Origin of the sequence: Solwaraspora sp. WMMD937 (assembly GCF_029581175.1) — a bacterium.
Taxonomy (GTDB): domain Bacteria; phylum Actinomycetota; class Actinomycetes; order Mycobacteriales; family Micromonosporaceae; genus Micromonospora_E.
In genome coordinates this window covers 6,355,512-6,371,032 of record NZ_CP120738.1, presented here as the reverse complement: position 1 = coordinate 6,371,032, position 15,521 = coordinate 6,355,512, and the positions used below count along the sequence as shown (strand labels likewise).

The window sequence follows — 15,521 nt, the reverse complement described above, 5'->3', positions numbered from 1 at the left end:
CGTGCACGTCCTGTTCGTCAGCCACTCCGCCGATCTCATGGGCGCGGAGCGTTCGTTGCTCGCCCTGGTCGGCGAGGCGGTACGGGCGCGCGGGTACCAGGTCACCGTCACGCTACCCGGGGACGGGCCGCTGCGCGCGCAGCTCGCTGCGGCCGGCGCCGATGTGGTCGTGCTGCCGACCTGGTTGTGGATGGGCCGGCGGTACGGCCCTGCTGTCGGCGCGGTCCGACTGCTCCAAGCGCTCGCGTCGGTTCCCCGATACCGGCGGTTGCTGCACCGAACGCGGCCGGACGTCGTGGTCACCAACTCGGCGGTGGTGCCAGCCGGGGCGATCGCCGCACGGATGGCCCGGACGCCGCACATCTGGGTGGTGCGGGAGAGCCTGCTCAGCAACCCGAGCCTGCGGTCCGTGCTGCCCCGGGCCGCGATCGCCCGGCTCATCGCGTGCCTCTCGGACGGCGTCGTAGCGGTTTCCGCGTACGCCGCCGGTCAGGTCACCAGCGCCGTGCCGACGGCGCGGACGAAGCTGCGGGTGATCCCGCCGCCGGTCGAATCCGGGCCGGACGCGGGCGGTCCGTCCGCGCCCGACGGTGTCCTGGCGCCGGGTGCGGACCGTCCGGTCGCACTGGAGCGGCTGCTGCTGCTGGGCCGGCACAGCGCCGAGAAGGGCCAGGCCGACGCGGTGGAGGCGCTGGCGATCTGCGCGCGCCAGGGCCGCACGTTCACCCTCACCCTGGCCGGGGTCGGCGACGGTGAAGCGCGGCGGGGCCTCGTCGACCTGGCCCGCCGGTACGGCGTCGAGACGCAGCTCGAGACCGTCGCGTGGACGGACGACCCGGCCGCGTTGTGCGCGCGGGCGGACGCGACGCTGATGCTGTCCCGCAACGAGGCCTACGGCCGGGTGACGGTGGAGTCGCTCCGCTGCGGCACCCCGGTGATCGGCTACCGGGCGGGTGCCACGACAGAGATCCTCGCCGGTGGTGGCGGACTGCTGGTGGACCCCGACGCCGGTGCGCTCGCCTCGGCGTTGCTGAATCTGGCCGCCGACCGGGAGGCGTTCGGGCGGCTCACGGCCGAGGCGTCACGGCGCGGGCGGGAGCTCGCCACCGAACCGTCCCCGGCCGCACGCTTCGTCGCGTACCTCGAAGAGTTGGGCGCGGTCAGCTGATGTCGCACCTGCCCACGCTGCGCGGCGCGACCCGGCCGGCGGACGCGGCCGTGGCGGTCGTCGCCGGGGCGGCTGCCGTCGCGGTCGGGGTGGTGGCGGCCTGGCAGCCGTTCGCGCTCGCCGCCGTGGCCGTGGCCGGCCTGCTCGCCTGGGGGCTGTGGACCCCGGATCGGCTCAGCTACACGCTGTTCGCGGTCCTGTTGCTCGTTCCGGTCACCGCCGATCCCGGATACCCCGTCGATCCGGTATGGATAGTGCTGCTGGCGGCGACGGCGATCGCCGCACTCGGCCGGATCCAGCGCTTCCAGCCGTACGCGCCGCCGCCGTCCATCGGGATGGTGGGATTCGCGGTCCCGGCGGCCTGCGTGCTCACCGGCCTGGTGTGGTGGACCGGCCCGAAGGACATTGTGATCGCCGTCGCGCCGCTGACCTGCTACGCGCTGGTCGGCTGGCATGTCGTGGCCGAGGCGCGGGCCGGTGCGCCGGTGACCCGCCTGGCGCGGGCGTTCGCCTGGGTCGCCGTACCCATCACGCTGCTGGCCGTCTACCAGCGGATGTCCGGCACCTGGCCGGTTCTCGACCAGCTGGCCATCAGCAACGCGTTCACGGCACAGGCGGGAGCCGGCAGGTCGGCCGGCACCATGGGACATCCGATCGTCTACGGCACGTACGGCATGCTGGCGATGTGCGTGGCCGTCGGCCTGCGCGGCCGGCTCTGGCAGGTGCCGTTCGCCGCAGGCGCGGTCGGCCTGCTGCTGTCCGGGTCGCGCAGCGCGTGGATCGGCACGGCCTGCGCGCTCGCCATCTGGTACCTGGCCCAGCCGCGCAAGCTCACCCGGCGCGGGGTCGGTCTGGTCGCGGCGTCCGCCGCCGCCGGCACCGTGCTGGTGGCCGTCGGTCCCAAGCCGGTGCGGGACCTGACGGACCTCGTCCGGGCCCGCCTGACCAACGTCGGCGGGTCGAGTTCGGCGACGGCGCGCTACCGCCGTACGGAAGAGGCCTGGTCCGGCATCACGGACGGTGCCGGCAGTGCGCTGTTCGGCCTGGGCCCGGAGGCGCACGTGCGGTTCTTCCAGCAGATCGGCATCTCCGACGGGCAGGCACAGGCGTTCGACAACAGTTACCTCACCCTCTGGTACGACTTCGGCGTGCTCGCGCTGCTGGTGTTCGTGTCCATCCTGGCGGTCGTGCTGGTCAAGCTCAGGTCGCTGACGGCACGGATGCTCATCGTCGGGTTCGCCGTACAGATCTGGTTCTTCGACTTCTACCTGTGGCCGGCCGCCGCTGGGGTGCTGCTGCTCGCCGTCGGCATCGGCGCCGCCGAGTCGCTGCGACCCGTCGACTGTAGGCTCCCCGACCCGGCGCTGACGGCCTTCCGACGATGAGCGGAGCGGACCTGCCGCTGGAGTCGACCGTGTGCCCACCAGAACGCACTGAAAGGTGACGGTGTGAGGTTCAGCGTGAAGCTTTCCGAACGGTTCGCCCCGGCTCGGCTGCTCAGCCGGCCTGCCTCCGACGGGCCGGGCGACGGCGCGCCATCCGTACACCAGCAGTGGCAGCAGCTCACCCTCGAGCGCCAGCTGCGAGCCGTGTGGTCGCAGCGGTGGCTGGTGCTGGCGCTGGTGCTGCTTGGCGGCGCGGGCGCGGGTCTCGCGTCCGCCCAGCAGGAACCCATGTACCGGGCGGACGCCCAACTGTTCTTCGCGCCGAACTTCACCACCCGCGACATCGGCCAACTCAACGAGGGCGGCAACTACATCCTGCAGCGGGTGCGCTCGTATGCCGAGGTGGGCAACAGCCCCGAGGTGGCCGAAGCCGTCGTCCGGCGGCTCGGACTGCCGTACCAGCCCTCAGAGTTGACGCAGCGGGTCACGGTGACCGGCGCGGCCGGCACGGCGGTGCTCACCGTCGAGGTCCGTGACCCGGATCCGGTACGCGCCCGCGACATCGCCGACGCGATCGCGGCGGAGTTTCCCGCATACGTCGCGCGCCTGGAAAAGCCGACCGGCATCGACGAGTCACCCGTCAAGGTCTCGGTGACCCGGCCGGCGACGACGCCCTCGGCCCCGGCCACACCGCGGGTCACCGCCGACACCGGGCTCGGCGCCGCCGGGGGCCTTGCGATCGGGGTCCTCTTCGCGGTGGTCCGCTACGCGCGCGACCGCACCGTACGAGACGAGAGCCACGCGGCCGAGGTCGCCGGCACCGTCCTGCTCGGTGCCGTCGCGGCCGGCGGGGGCAGGCCGCCGCTGGCTACCGGCGACGACACGGAGCCGCGCGTCGAGGCGTTCCGGCAGATCCGCGCCAACCTGCTGCTGCGCGCGGCCGGGAGCCGGTTCGCCAGCCTCACGGTCACCGGCTCGGTGCCGGGGGAAGAAAGAACGGCTACTGCGGCGAACATCGCCATCGCGTTCGCCCGGGCCGGCGAGCCGGTCGTGCTGGTCGACGCGGACGTACGGCATCCCGGCGTACACCGGCTCTTCGACGTGCCGAACACGGTCGGCCTGACCAGCGTGCTGCGCGGCGAGGTCGCGGCCGAGCAGGCCACACACCGGCACCCGGACCTGCCGTTGTACGTCCTGCCGGCCGGCCCGGCCGGGCCGGGGCCGAGCGAGCAACTGCTGGCCTCGGATGCGCTGGCCCCGGCGCTGGAGTCGATGCGGCTCGGCGGCCGGTTCGTCGTGGTCGACGCGCCATCGCTACTGTCCGATGCGGAGACACTGCTGCTAGCGAGCGTGACCGACGCGACGCTGCTGGTGGCCCGGGTCGGCTTCACCCGCGCTGATCGGCTGGCCGTCGCCGCCGACGTGCTGCGTGCCCTACCGGTCAACCTGGTGGGCCTGGTGGCGACGCGGCGCGGGGCGGCGACGCGGCGCGGGCGCTCGGCGGTACCCGGTCGCCGGCACAGTCGCGTACGTTAATCCACATGAACGATAGCGTCGCACTGCTCCTGCGACGTGTGGGGTTCGGTCCGACCTCGTCCGAGTTGGCCGCCGCGTCGAAGGCCGGATACGCGGCCACCGTGGCGCGCCTGATGGACCCCGGAGAGCAGGACCGGGGTGCAGCGGCGGCGCCGATGCCGGAGCTTGGCCCCGACGCGTTCGACGATCTGCCCGACCCGGGCGCCGAGCGGCGCGCCGCCGCGGAGGCGCTCCGCCGCCAGCAGACCGACACGATCATCCGGTGGTGGCTCGACCGGCTGACCGTCGCCGACCACCAGGCCACCGAGAAGCTGCTGTTCTTCTGGCACGGGCACTGGGCGACCTCGATACGGAAGGTCGGAAGTCCGCAGTTCATGCTGGCACAGCACCAGAAGATACGGAGCTCGCCGACGTTCACCACAATGGCCCGCAAACTGGTCACCGACCCGGCGCTGGTCTACTGGCTCGACGGGCACACGAACACCAGACGGGCGCCGAACGAGAATCTTGCCCGAGAGCTGATGGAACTGTTCATGCTCGGCATCGGGCAGTACAGCGAACGCGACGTCAAGGCGGCCGGCCGGGCACTGACCGGCTGGAAGACCGACCTGAGCGTGCCGGCGACGGCGATCTTCGTGCCCACGGACCACGATGCCGGTCCCAAGACCATCCTCGGCGCCACCGCGAAGTTCGACGCGCTTTCGCTGGTGGACCACCTCGCCGCCCGCCCGGCCTGCCCCCGGTTCATCGCGGAGCGGCTGTGGATCCGGTACGCGTCCGCCACCGAACCGATCCCGGAGTCCACCCGGGGGAAGATGGTCGCGGCGTTCCCGGTGGGCATCTCGATGCTGCGTGCGCTGGTCGAAGACGAGCAGTTCCGCTCGGGGCGCTACCGGATGGTGAAGCAGCCGATGGAGTGGCTGGTCGGAGCCATGCGGCAGCTCGGCATCCGCCCGGCGCGACTCTCCGGCGAGGCCTTCCACACTGTCGTCAGCGGGCTCAAAGGTCTCGGACAGGTGCCGTTCGCGCCGCCGAGTGTGGCCGGCTGGCCGAGTGGGACCGCCTGGCTGACCTCCTCGGCAGCCCAGGTAAGGCTGGGCCTCGCCGGCGTACTCGCCGAGCTGGCCGGCGGCGTGTGGGTCACGGTGGAGCGGTTGGCCGACGTACTCGTGGTTCCGACGTGGACCAACCGCACCTACGCGGCGTTGAAACAGGCGACGACACCGCGAGAGCTGATCACGCTCGGCCTGGCCAGCCCGGAATACCTGGTGAACTAGCATGGATCCGCTGACCCGACGCACGTTCCTGCTGGCCTCCGGCGCGGTCGGCGGCGGTGCGCTCGCCGCAGCCGGCCTGGGCATCGCCGAGCTGCTCGCCAAGGGCGACAAGGGCGCTGAGCCCGGACCGGCCGACACGCTGGTGATCGTGACGCTGTACGGAGGCAACGACGGGCTGAACACCGTCATCCCGTACGCCGACCCGGCCTACCACTCCGCCCGGCCGGAGCTGGCCTACGCTCCCGAGGAGGTGCTGCACCTCGACGGCGTACTCGGCCTCAACCCCGCGCTGGGCGGACTGAAGCGGCTCTGGGACGACAACCGGTTGGCAGTCGTCCTCGGCGTCGGATACCCCCGGCCGGACCGCAGCCACTTCCGGTCGATGGACATCTGGCAGACAGGGTCGCCCGACACACCGATCCGGACCGGCTGGGTGGGGCGCTGGCTCGACGGGATCCAGGCATCGCCGGAAGCGGCCGTCAGTTTCGAGCCGGTGCTTCCGCCACTGCTGGCGGGCGAGACGCGGGCGGGAGCGAGCGTCACGCTCGGCGCACCCCAACTGCCCTCCGGGATCAGCGCGGAGATGGTCCGCGCACTCGGGCGAGAACAGCGGGGCGAGGACGTCCTGCAGGCGCGGGCGGCGACCGCGCTGCACGACTTCCTGCGGGTGGACGGCCTGATCCGACGGGTACGGGAGTCCGATCAGCCGTTCGAGGCCGGCGAGCCTGGTCACCTCCCGGCCACCGGCACGGGCGGTGAGACGTCACTGGCCACCCAACTCGCGCTCGTGCACCGGTGCATCGAGGCAGGCGTACCCACCCAGGTCTACTCGGTCAGCCTGGGCGGCTTCGACACGCACGCCGACGAACGGCCCGCGCAGGAGCGGCTGCTCAAGGAGGTCGACGGGGCGCTGACCATGTTCATGGACCGGCTGGCGACGAGCCCGGCCGGGCGCGACGTCACCGTCGTTGTCTACAGTGAGTTCGGCCGCCGGGTGCGCGCCAATGCCTCCGACGGCACCGACCACGGGACCGCCGGGCCGGTCTTCGTGCTCGGCTCCCGAGTCGTCGGAGGCTTCCACGGCGGACAGCCCAGCCTCACCGACCTGGACGACGGCGACCTGAAGGCGACCACCGACTTCCGGGACGTATTCGGCACACTGCTCGCCTCCGTACTGCACGCCGATCCGGCCCGCTACCTGGAGGGGTACCAGCCGAAGCCACTGTCGCTGCTCGCGCTGTAGCTAGTGGTGGCGGTCGGGCCCGTGCGGGTCGGGCCCGACTTCGTCGGGCAACGCCTCGTCGTCGGGCCACGTCTGGTCGTCGGGCGCTGCCCCCTGTCGCGGGGCAGGCGGCGCCTGGTAAGCGGGTGCGGGTGGCTGGTAGATAGGTGCGGACGGCTGGTAGATGGGTGCGGGCGGGTATTCCCGCGCTGGCTGTTGTGCCGGATAGGCGGGTGCCGAGGGGTACCCGGGAGTGGGCTGGCCCGGGTATCCGGACGCCGGCGAGAACGGATATGGCGCGGCCGGGGGCACCGGCTCGGCCGACGTGAGCTGGCGGCGGGCGCGGCGCTGCAGAAGCAGCACCACGAGCATGATCAGCCCGATCACCAGCGCGCCGCCGGCCGCGCCGCTGGCCCAGATCAGCCAGCCAGCTCCGCTGGAGAAGCTGTCTTCGATCTTCTGCAGCTCGGTGGCGTTCTGCCGGTACGTCTGGGCGACCGAGTTCACCGGCGAGTTTTCCACGACGGTGCCGAGCTGGCTGATGGCGGTCTCGTAGTCACCGGCGAAGTAGGCGTCGAGCCCGCTGCGGAACAGCTGATCGGTCTCGCCCAACGCGTTGTCGACGCCCGCCTCGGCGAGCAGCGCGGTGATGGTTTGCATCGGCACCAGCGCACGGTTCGCCCGGTCAGGCAGTTCCAGGTCGTTGTCGAGCACCCCGACGACGTGGCCGTTCGTGTCGATCGCCATCCCACCGAGCGAGTGGATGCCGACGTCCTCGTTGACCCGGTACACCGACGCGGAGCCGCGGGTGCCGGTACCGATGACCTTCACCGGCTTGGAGCGCAGCGAGTACGTCGCCGTGCGGGGATCGACCTCGTCGGTGGCGTAGCCGACCACGACCAACGAGGCCCCCGGGTCGAGGGTGCCCGACGAGGCCAGCTCGACCGTGGGCAGGTTCTGCTGTTCCAGCTTGACCAGGGCGATGTTGCCGGCGTCGGCGTCCAGCACCTCGGTCACCTCGCCGGGGATCGCCGGGCTCTCCGTCAGACCGCCCGTGGACGCGACGCCGAGCTGCCCGTACACCTGATGGTCCGGCTCGTCTGCGGCTTCGAGGCCGGTGAAGATGCTCTGGCGGAGGTTGTCGGCGACGTAGCGGTCGAGCGCGTCGGCCTCGAGAGAGTTCTCCGCGATCAGGATGCGTCCGAGCGAGTAGAGGGCGTTCTGCGCCGCGGTGTCCTTCGCCGGCCGAACGCAGAGCCCGTTGGTGATCACCTCGCCGCCGGTGCCGACGACGAATCCGCTGCACCGCCGGGTGAACGTGATCGGCGACGCGCGCAGTGGTGCGCTGGACCGCTTGTCCCGCAGGTATCCGGTGTAGACCACTTCGACGTAGGCCAGTGACGGCGAGGCGATCGCCAGGGCACGCTCATCCAGCGTGTACGGCGGAGCTGCGGCCGCCGGGGTCGGCGTCACAAGGACCACCAGCGCCACGGCGACCGCCGCCGCGTACGCGACGACGCCGGTCGGCCACGACGCGTCCGCACCGACCGTACGGGATGAAACTCGCCTAACAGTCATTTTCGGACTCACAGGTTGGCTGGTGCTGGTAGCGTCTTCCACCCTACGCACCAGTCGCGAAACACCCGCGTATGGTGACGGGCCTCCGGCACTCTGGCTGTGGCACCCCGAAACGACTCTCCAGGCTGCTGTGCCGGCCGTCACAACGTGTACTCATGATCGAGCGTGCTTGGCGGCTGCCCTGGGCTAGGTGGCGCTGCCGCTGGGGCGCGGACGAGCTTGCGAAGCTGGAAGCGGCGCAGGACCGCGCGGACGCCGACGCTGAGCGGCTCTGGGGCGTACGGGCCGAGTCCGGCTGGCTGCAGATCCTGCTGCCTACGACCGCCATATGCGTACGCGCTGGTCAGTAGGCGTTTTTGCTGATCTCTGGGGTGCCCCCGGCAGGATTCGAACCTGCGACACACGGTTTAGGAATGGAATTCGGATCGGATGGCATCTGGGGCGCTGACCTGCGGCGGCGCGGCGAACTCAGCCGCCGACGTTCAAGATCAGTCCGTGCATGGTCCGTGACGCGGGGAACCCTGCCAGCGGGTCCGGTGGGGGAGGATGAGACGTGGTCGAGAGCCGCGAGGAGGTGAACCGGGATGTCGAGCAACGCCGAGCAGATGTCCGAGTTGCCGACCGTTGAGCACGTGCCGGCTGAGGAGCTGGCGCGTCATCAGGGCGTGCGCCCGGTCGCCTCCATCGACGACCTTGCCCGGCCGGACCTGTTCGAGTCGGATGAGGAGCTGGATGACTTCCTCGCCGACCTGTACGCCTCCCGTCGAGCTGAACCCGCCTGAGTCTGGTCCTCCCGAAACCCGCCGTCGCTGCCCCACCTGTCAACGCATCGCCTGCCAGTGGGCGCGGCTGGCCGCTGCCGTACGGGTTACCGCCCCGGCCTTCGGGCCGGGGCGGCTTGCCGTGGCGGCGGTTGCCCGCGACCTGGACCACGTTGACCGGTGGCAAGCCGCGTAGCGGCGCGGCAGCCGATCGCCCCGGCCTCGGCGGCGGCCGACCGCCCTCGCGATCGTCACGCCTCCCCATGGCCTGGCTGACTCGCTCACGCGGGTTCTTAGCAGCATGACCAAGCGCGTAGACTACCGTGCGGGTAGGGCCGAACTATAAATCCGTCACAAAAGCTGTAGAGGCTCGAATCCTCTACCCGTCACTAGGGAGCGACAGGCCCCTGACCTGCGAAATGCAAGTCAGGGCCTTCGGCGTCTCCCGCCACTGTCAACCGCCGCTACCCCTGATCGACCGTCTGAACGGGCACGTAGCGGGCACGGTGAAGGGCTAAGCGCACCCGACTGGCCCTTGGGAGGGGTCTTGATAGTCGCTTCCAGTATGAGCATCGACTGGGTAACCGTGGAGTTTGCGGGTTGGGTTGCCGGGACTCTTACGGGTGTTCTGGGCATCCTCACGAGCCTCGGTGGATTCTTCACGTTGCGTCGCTCGTCTGAGCGATCGGCAGAGCACCTCAAGGTGGAGGTTTCGCGTACCTCACAGGTTGTCCAAGCCGGTCGAGACCTCTATATCTCATGGGCCGAGGATTCGACGGAGGACCGAGTCGAGCGGTTGATGAACGCGTTGCGAGAGTCGCGACAGCTGGTTCAGGAGCTTGAGGCTGAGATAGATACGCGCGCGGCTGCTGTGAAGAGACTGCAGGCCGAAGAGGAGCAGAACCGGCAGCTAGCAGCCCTGCGCAAAGAAGAGGCTAGGGCTGTTCGAAACCTAGTGGATAGCGTTATAACTTCAGCCCACATTGACCTTCAACGGCAGATGGCAGAGGAACGGGACGAGGTCGCCAAAACTCTGGGCGGTCTTCAAGCCGAGATCGTGGCGCTACAGAAGAAGGGACGACGCGACCAGGTCCTCTTTTTCGTCTTCGGTGCCATCCTCTCGATCCCCATTGGCCTGACGATCAACTGGGTCACCGCCTGAAATCCTTGCGGATCTCCTCGTCGGGCAGTCCCCGTCTGGGGAAGCTGGTACCCCTTGTGGTGCCCGGCGAGGTGATTCGCGCGACGGTATCTCTGAGGAGGGTTGGGGTTCGGGGCGGGCCCTGAGGTCTTCATGGTTGTCCGTCAGTGTGGCTGGCCGGCCCGGGCCGATGCCGGCCGGAGGTCGCCAGCAGGCCGGGCCGGCCAGCGCGGCCGCTTTGCGGGCCGCCTTGATTCAGAAGAGAACAACTCGGCAGAGCTTGCAAGTGCAGCGCAAGTGCAGCGCGTGGGGCTGTACCGCCGTCCCCCGTGATCCCTCGCCTGCGACCCCTCCTCGTCTGGGAGGGTCCGCGCAGGTCGTGTTGGCATGGGTGCCGGGTCCTTATCGCTTGGTCGTGGAGCGACTGGTGAGGCCTTCCAGCCTGTCACGCCCACTTCCTAGGAATGTCATCGGGGATATCCGATGGTTCTTCAAGGATTCGCTCGATGACAATCTGCATCCCCCGTGGTCGGTGTCCAGATTCGGCCATCTTGTCGATAATTACATTTCGGAATCCTTCATATGCAATGCGGGGAACGTGGTCTCTTGTGAACAGAGTTAGAATGCTCCGTCCCGGAAACTCTGAAATCCAACTCCCCTCCCGTATTTTGGATAGTAGGTCTTCTCTAATTGAGTCCCTGGTTTGCTCGAGGTAAGCAGATTGGCCAATGACGTCGAGCTTACTTGATAGGCGATACCTTGATGCTTCAATCGACTTCAGTAAGGCAGGTACTGGATTCTCTGCTTGCGGGTCGGTTCCAATATTGATCTGATCGACGATTTGGTTGTTAACGAGACTTTGAAGCTTCTTTGCTGTGATCACTCCAATGCTCTGTTTGGCGCACCTGAGAAGATCGCCGAACACTTCCTCCTCGCTGGAGTACTTACTCTGAATGCCGAGTAGCGCTCGGTGGGCGGCCAGGATATACCTTGGTTCAAGCAAGTAGTTTTCAATGTGATAGACGTCCCAGTGGTACTCTTTGGTGGCTCCGGTGCTGATTCCTATGTCGAAGTCTTTGTCGCAGATTGAGAAGACCTGGTCGCCAAGGCCAAGCCTCCGGGCGACTCGCCGTAAGTGAGAGGCTAGGTCCCTTACCTTCTTCTTGTCTCCGGCGGCGCCGATGTTCACTTGCTGTGCAAACTCTGGGAACAATCTCGATATGACGTCTGTATCGAATCCCTCGCCCTCAACAATTACCACCTTGCTGTAGGGGCGATAAGTTGTAAGATCTCCGACTAGCGCCCGTGTCGCCTCTGCCAGCTCGCTATCTTGAAGCACTGGCGTTGCTTGATTTTGCGTTGGCTTTGGCTGCGAAGAATCCGACATGTAGAAGACGCTATACTTAGGATGCCCGGCGCAGTGGCGGAGCATGACGTCTGAGTGTGTGATCAGCCATATCTGGTTATTCTCTGCGACGCCTAGGTGTTTGTGATAGAAGTCGGGGAGATGGCGGAGAAGCGCGGGGTTCAGGTGGAGCTCCGGCTCATCGAAGAGTATTACGGAGTTCTTTAGTCCTGCCGACTTCAGTCGGAGGTATCCGTACACGATCTCTTTTTCGCCGGAACTTAGTTCGTCGATATCGTGCGAATCTCCGTTGGTAAGTCGTACCGGAAACTGAATCGACCCATGGGGATCGACCTCGGGGCCAAGATATACCTTGGCTGGGAAGAATTGCTGGAATAGCTCGGTGACGGTGGCGTTAAGACTCGGGCCTCGATCTGCCTGCGCGCCACCCTTCGAAAGTAGTCGGTGTAGGAAATCTGTTACGAGGTGGCTTTTGATCGACCGATATTTTGCTTGCGAGTCGTAAAGGGTCTGATCTCTTTGTCGATCAATATTTGATTGCAGATCAAGGCTGATGTTGTTTAGTTTCTCGCGCATGTAGGTCCGGGAGGCGCTTTGAAACTCGAATATTCCTAGACTTGCCGGCAGATAGGTCCCGAAGGCGAGCTCTAAGATTGGCGACTCTAGGGGGATAAGGCTTCCCTTGGGTGAGACCTCTAGTGCCAACTCGTGAGACTGCCTGGAGAGTTGGTTCCTCATTTCAGCGGCAAGAGATTCCGCTCTACGAATGATCCGCGGCTGCTCTCGGAGGTCCTGTGGTAGCGAGCGCCCGGTTGCTGCCGATATATGGTGACCAGGGCTTTCCCGCCAGAGTTTCTCTGCGATTAGATCAACTAGATTCGCCTGGATGAAGTCGATCTCCGCTTTGGCAAGCTCGATAGAGGCTGAAATGTGTAGCGGCTTGGATCTATCACGTAGGAGGCGGTCTGCGAACCATGGCTTATTGATGTCTAGGTTGAATTCTTGAAACCAGCTCTTCCATTCGTTTGGTTTGTAGCCACCGTATGATGACTTGAGTAGCCGAATTGCGTCTAGGACTGAAGACTTCCCGCAGCCGTTGGGTCCTGCGATTACTACAAGGTCTCCGAGTTTGTCAATTTCGAAATTCTCAATGCTTCGAAAGTTCTGGATCTTAATTGACCTGAATCGCATCTGCGTCTTCTTGGCTTCTCTGTTTGTTTGTGATGGGGTTGATGTGGCTTTCCTACTCGCCGTTCTCTGCGTATATCGCAGTGTTGGCGGCGTGTGCCTTGAATGAGGTTCGTATTCGTCTCGCGAGTCGGTCTGGGACATGTGAGTCTAGGTCTGCATCTGAAACCCAGGATAGGTCAGAAATCTCGCCATCGTTAAAGTGTATGTCCTCCGGCTTCAGCTTGTAGTTCCGGCTCCCGTGAAATACGAATAGGATTTTGTCGCCTTCGGTCGGTGCTGGGGCCCAGTCGACGACTAGGAGAGGCCCCACGTCAATCACTAGGCCGAGTTCCTCGTGTATCTCGCGCACGCATGCGGCGCGGGGTGACTCGCCGGGTTCGACGTAGCCGCCGGGGATGTCCCAGTGGTTCTTGTAGGTGGGCCGAACGAGGAGGATGCGGCCGGCGTCGTCGAAGAAGAGTGCGCCAGCGGCAACGCGTGGGGTCGCCATGGGCGGTGTCTCGGGCTCGGTCACCCTTGGCAGGGTAGACGGGGTGGGTCAGTCGAGCACGTTCAACCGGCGGGCGAGGCCGACGAGTTGGGTCGAGGGCTTGCCGCGCTGCCGGCGTACCCAGGTGAGGGCGAGTTGCCGGCTGAGGTAGTGGTGGCGGACCTGTTCGGGTGCCATCTGCTCGGCGTCGAGGAGGATGGCTTGCGCCTCGTCGGTGCGGTTCCATGAGCTGAGGGCGCGGGCGACTTCCAGGGCGTGGCGTATCCGGCGTTCCATCGGTAGCGCGCTGGTGTCGATGCGCGGTCCAAGGTCTACGGCAACCTGGATGTCTCCGAGTTCGGCGGCGGTGGCTACCCGGTGGATGGCGACGTTGGTGGGGCCGAAGGCTGTCCAGAGGTGGTTGGCGTCGTTCCCGAGCCTGGCGGCGGCCTCTTCGGCGGCAGTCAAGAAGGTCCTTGTGGTGCTTGCGTCATCGGACCGGGCTGCGGCCATCGATCCGGCGAGCATCAGCGTTCCGTAGACGGAGAGCAGGGCCGGGCTTGCGGTGGTGCCGACGTGCGGCGCGAGGTAGGCGGCTGCGTCTTCGGTGAGGCGGACGGCTTCGCGGTAGCGGCCGGTGGAGTGCAGTGCGTGGGATACCGAGCGGAACAGCGAACCCATGATGACGGGGTCGCCGGTGGGCCGTACGGCGGCTAATCCGCGGTCGGCGGCAATCCACGCGAGGTCAGCTTCTCCAAGTTTGGTGAGCTGTGTTGCGGCGAGTTGGTACGTGAGGCCGAGCAGCTGGCGGGCCTGGTCCTGGTCGGTGCCGTCGCTTCCGTCGACTGCCGCGTGTGCGTTGTTGATCAGCGCGGGTAGGCCGCTGGTGACGTAGCCGAACCGGGAGCCCTGGTAGGCGCTCCACAGGTCGTCGACCTGGCGTCGGACGTCTGCCGTGTCGGGTGCCTCGTCACGGCTGCCGTTCCCGGCGAGCTGGGTGACTGCGCGGTAGTCGGTGAGCGCTGCCCGGAGAGCAGGGACGGTGCTGGTGCCGCTGTCGCCGGTCCAATCCAGCAGGGTCGGTTCGGCCAGGAGGTCACCGAGTCCGACGTCAAGGACGTCAGCGAGGGCCTTGATCACCGATAGGCGGTCGAGGTCGATCCGGTTGTTTTCGACCTTGCCGAGCCAGTCGGCTGTACGGCCGACGAGTCCGGCCAGGACTTCTTGGGAAAGTCCTCGGCGGCGGCGGTACCAGGCCACGCGTTCGCCGATGGTCAGTGACATGTTCATCCCGCGCATGGTGATGATCCTCCCGCGCTGTGGCTGTGGTACCCCGGAACGATTTTCCGGGTTGATGGGCCGGTTGTGCCACAACCTGTGTTCATGATCGAGCACAACGCGAGCAACTGCCCCTCCTGTGCCGGCTCCGGGTGGAAGTACGTCACCCGACGGTCGGACCTTCAGAGGGTCGCCAGGGGTGCGGGTCGCGGTCAGGCGTTGGCGCGTCGGTCGTGCGTGGACTGCGCCGGCTCGAGGAAGTCGGCCGCGTGAGCTGGGCACCGGGGCGGGTGCTGGCGCCTGGTTGTACGGGACGACGGCAGCCGACTGAATGCCCGCCCGTCCCGGTGCCTGTCCAGTCGTGAGGGGGCACGTGGCGCGGCCCGGCGCGGTGCTGCTGATCGATGGCCGGGCGTCGGTGCAGTTCGCCGGGGATCGCGCGCTGGTGCTGCGGGTGATCTCGGTGTCCGAAGGCCCGACGTACCACGGCTGGGCCTGGCTCACCGGCTACGTGTTGGACGGTGCCGGTCAAGCCCTGGATAGGCGTGAGGTGTTCGTCCAGGTGGCCGGGCTGCGGCCGGTGTCGGTGCGGACGGCGAACGTAGTGGGGAGGAACCGTGGCGTTTGACCTTCGGGTGCGGCTGGGGGACGTGGTCCGGCTGACCGCGCAGGACCGGTTCCGACCGACCGACGGGCCGGTCTCGATCTGGGTGACCGGGGTGCGGCTGGTGACCAACCGTCCGGAGGGCCACGAGTGGATCTGGCTGGAAGGCGTCAAGATGCTGCACGACGGCCGGTCCGGGGATCACGCCCTGGTCCTCGTGCGGGCGTCGATGTTCGCGGCTGACGGCGGGCAGTCGTGACGACGTACCTGTCCGCTGACGCGCGGAAGGCGCTCGCGGCGGCGCAAACTCTGCTCGATCTGCATGTTCCGTCGGTCAACGACGATCGCTGTCTGGAATGCGGGCATGAAGGTCCGTGCCCGGCACGGCGGGCGGCCTTGCGAATCTTCGGCCGTTACCGGCGGTTGCCTCGACGGCGGCCGGGTGCCACGTTCCCCGAACTGATCGGCGAGCGCCTGGGATCCTGGTCCGGCTGGTGGCATGGGTCGTCCCGGCCGGGCACGCCGAACGGCTGACCGTACTTGTC

Annotated in this window: 15 protein-coding genes; 11 read left to right on the top strand and 4 right to left on the bottom strand. The window is 67.3% G+C overall.

All coding sequences use genetic code 11. The annotated features are described in order from the left end of the window. Position 1 precedes the first annotated feature (1 nt). The 5 genes from O7621_RS28125 to O7621_RS28105 all read left to right on the top strand — a co-directional run bounded on the left by O7621_RS28125 (position 2) and on the right by O7621_RS28105 (position 6,609). Positions 2-1,168 (top strand): glycosyltransferase, encoded by a 1,167-nt coding sequence (locus O7621_RS28125; RefSeq protein WP_282231993.1) that lies wholly within the window; start codon positions 2-4, stop codon positions 1,166-1,168. Next, positions 1,168-2,553 carry an O-antigen ligase family protein gene (locus O7621_RS28120; RefSeq protein ID WP_282231992.1) on the top strand — a complete coding sequence of 462 codons (1,386 nt, stop codon included), beginning with the start codon at positions 1,168-1,170 and terminating at the stop codon, positions 2,551-2,553. Before O7621_RS28125 ends, O7621_RS28120 begins: the two co-directional genes overlap by 1 nt. Before the next feature lie 63 nt (positions 2,554-2,616). Then, positions 2,617-4,089, top strand: a complete 1,473-nt coding sequence (locus O7621_RS28115; RefSeq protein ID WP_282231991.1) for a polysaccharide biosynthesis tyrosine autokinase — start codon at positions 2,617-2,619, stop codon at positions 4,087-4,089. Between the two features lie 5 nt (positions 4,090-4,094). Further along, a complete protein-coding gene (locus O7621_RS28110; protein WP_282231990.1) occupies positions 4,095-5,366 on the top strand; it encodes a DUF1800 family protein in 1,272 nt (423 codons plus the stop codon). Position 5,367: 1 nt separating this feature from the next. Beyond that, positions 5,368-6,609, top strand: a complete 1,242-nt coding sequence (locus tag O7621_RS28105) for a DUF1501 domain-containing protein (RefSeq protein WP_282231989.1) — start codon at positions 5,368-5,370, stop codon at positions 6,607-6,609. Here O7621_RS28105 and O7621_RS28100 read toward each other — a convergent pair whose 3' ends face one another. Next, positions 6,610-8,166, bottom strand: coding sequence for a trypsin-like peptidase domain-containing protein (locus O7621_RS28100; protein WP_282231988.1), 1,557 nt, complete (start codon positions 8,164-8,166; stop codon positions 6,610-6,612). A gap of 155 nt (positions 8,167-8,321) precedes the next feature. Between O7621_RS28100 and O7621_RS28095 the strand changes: the two genes are divergently transcribed. The 3 genes from O7621_RS28095 to O7621_RS28085 all read left to right on the top strand — a co-directional run bounded on the left by O7621_RS28095 (position 8,322) and on the right by O7621_RS28085 (position 10,089). Beyond that, the gene (locus tag O7621_RS28095) at positions 8,322-8,516 is read left to right on the top strand and encodes a hypothetical protein (protein WP_282231987.1); all 195 of its coding nucleotides are present in this window, start codon (positions 8,322-8,324) and stop codon (positions 8,514-8,516) included. 234 nt (positions 8,517-8,750) lie between these two features. Further along, complete coding sequence (locus tag O7621_RS28090) at positions 8,751-8,948, top strand: hypothetical protein (RefSeq protein ID WP_282231986.1); 198 nt, start codon at positions 8,751-8,753, stop codon at positions 8,946-8,948. Positions 8,949-9,492: 544 nt separating this feature from the next. Next, a complete protein-coding gene (locus O7621_RS28085; RefSeq protein ID WP_282231985.1) occupies positions 9,493-10,089 on the top strand; it encodes a hypothetical protein in 597 nt (198 codons plus the stop codon). A gap of 424 nt (positions 10,090-10,513) precedes the next feature. On the opposite strand, the gene O7621_RS28080 is transcribed toward O7621_RS28085, so the two are convergent. Genes O7621_RS28080 through O7621_RS28070 form a run of 3 tightly spaced genes read right to left on the bottom strand, consistent with a single transcriptional unit; the run spans position 10,514 to position 14,384 of the window. Next, positions 10,514-12,625 (bottom strand): AAA family ATPase, encoded by a 2,112-nt coding sequence (locus tag O7621_RS28080; protein ID WP_282231984.1) that lies wholly within the window; start codon positions 12,623-12,625, stop codon positions 10,514-10,516. Positions 12,626-12,677: 52 nt separating this feature from the next. Next, complete coding sequence (locus O7621_RS28075) at positions 12,678-13,139, bottom strand: NUDIX hydrolase (RefSeq protein WP_282231983.1); 462 nt, start codon at positions 13,137-13,139, stop codon at positions 12,678-12,680. Positions 13,140-13,163: 24 nt separating this feature from the next. Then, complete coding sequence (locus O7621_RS28070) at positions 13,164-14,384, bottom strand: helix-turn-helix transcriptional regulator (protein ID WP_282231982.1); 1,221 nt, start codon at positions 14,382-14,384, stop codon at positions 13,164-13,166. A gap of 349 nt (positions 14,385-14,733) precedes the next feature. Between O7621_RS28070 and O7621_RS28065 the strand changes: the two genes are divergently transcribed. Genes O7621_RS28065 through O7621_RS28055 form a run of 3 tightly spaced genes read left to right on the top strand, consistent with a single transcriptional unit; the run spans position 14,734 to position 15,510 of the window. Continuing rightward, positions 14,734-15,000, top strand: a complete 267-nt coding sequence (locus O7621_RS28065) for a hypothetical protein (RefSeq protein ID WP_282231981.1) — start codon at positions 14,734-14,736, stop codon at positions 14,998-15,000. Beyond that, positions 14,990-15,235 (top strand): hypothetical protein, encoded by a 246-nt coding sequence (locus O7621_RS28060; RefSeq protein ID WP_282231980.1) that lies wholly within the window; start codon positions 14,990-14,992, stop codon positions 15,233-15,235. The genes O7621_RS28065 and O7621_RS28060 overlap by 11 nt, the downstream gene beginning before the upstream one ends. Beyond that, positions 15,232-15,510, top strand: a complete 279-nt coding sequence (locus tag O7621_RS28055) for a hypothetical protein (protein ID WP_282231979.1) — start codon at positions 15,232-15,234, stop codon at positions 15,508-15,510. The genes O7621_RS28060 and O7621_RS28055 overlap by 4 nt, the downstream gene beginning before the upstream one ends. The last annotated feature ends 11 nt before the right edge of the window (positions 15,511-15,521 follow it).

Bases quoted from the DNA above. Each gene is read 5' to 3' on its own strand.
- O7621_RS28120 (WP_282231992.1), top strand. From the start codon at position 1,168: ATGTCGCACCTGCCCACGCTGCGCGGCGCGACCCGGCCGGCGGACGCG.
- O7621_RS28110 (WP_282231990.1), top strand. From the start codon at position 4,095: ATGAACGATAGCGTCGCACTGCTCCTGCGACGTGTGGGGTTCGGTCCG.
- O7621_RS28105 (WP_282231989.1), top strand. From the start codon at position 5,368: ATGGATCCGCTGACCCGACGCACGTTCCTGCTGGCCTCCGGCGCGGTC.
- O7621_RS28100 (WP_282231988.1), bottom strand. From the start codon at position 8,166: ATGACTGTTAGGCGAGTTTCATCCCGTACGGTCGGTGCGGACGCGTCG.
- O7621_RS28095 (WP_282231987.1), top strand. From the start codon at position 8,322: ATGATCGAGCGTGCTTGGCGGCTGCCCTGGGCTAGGTGGCGCTGCCGC.
- O7621_RS28090 (WP_282231986.1), top strand. From the start codon at position 8,751: ATGTCGAGCAACGCCGAGCAGATGTCCGAGTTGCCGACCGTTGAGCAC.
- O7621_RS28085 (WP_282231985.1), top strand. From the start codon at position 9,493: ATGAGCATCGACTGGGTAACCGTGGAGTTTGCGGGTTGGGTTGCCGGG.
- O7621_RS28080 (WP_282231984.1), bottom strand. From the start codon at position 12,625: ATGCGATTCAGGTCAATTAAGATCCAGAACTTTCGAAGCATTGAGAAT.
- O7621_RS28070 (WP_282231982.1), bottom strand. From the start codon at position 14,384: ATGAACATGTCACTGACCATCGGCGAACGCGTGGCCTGGTACCGCCGC.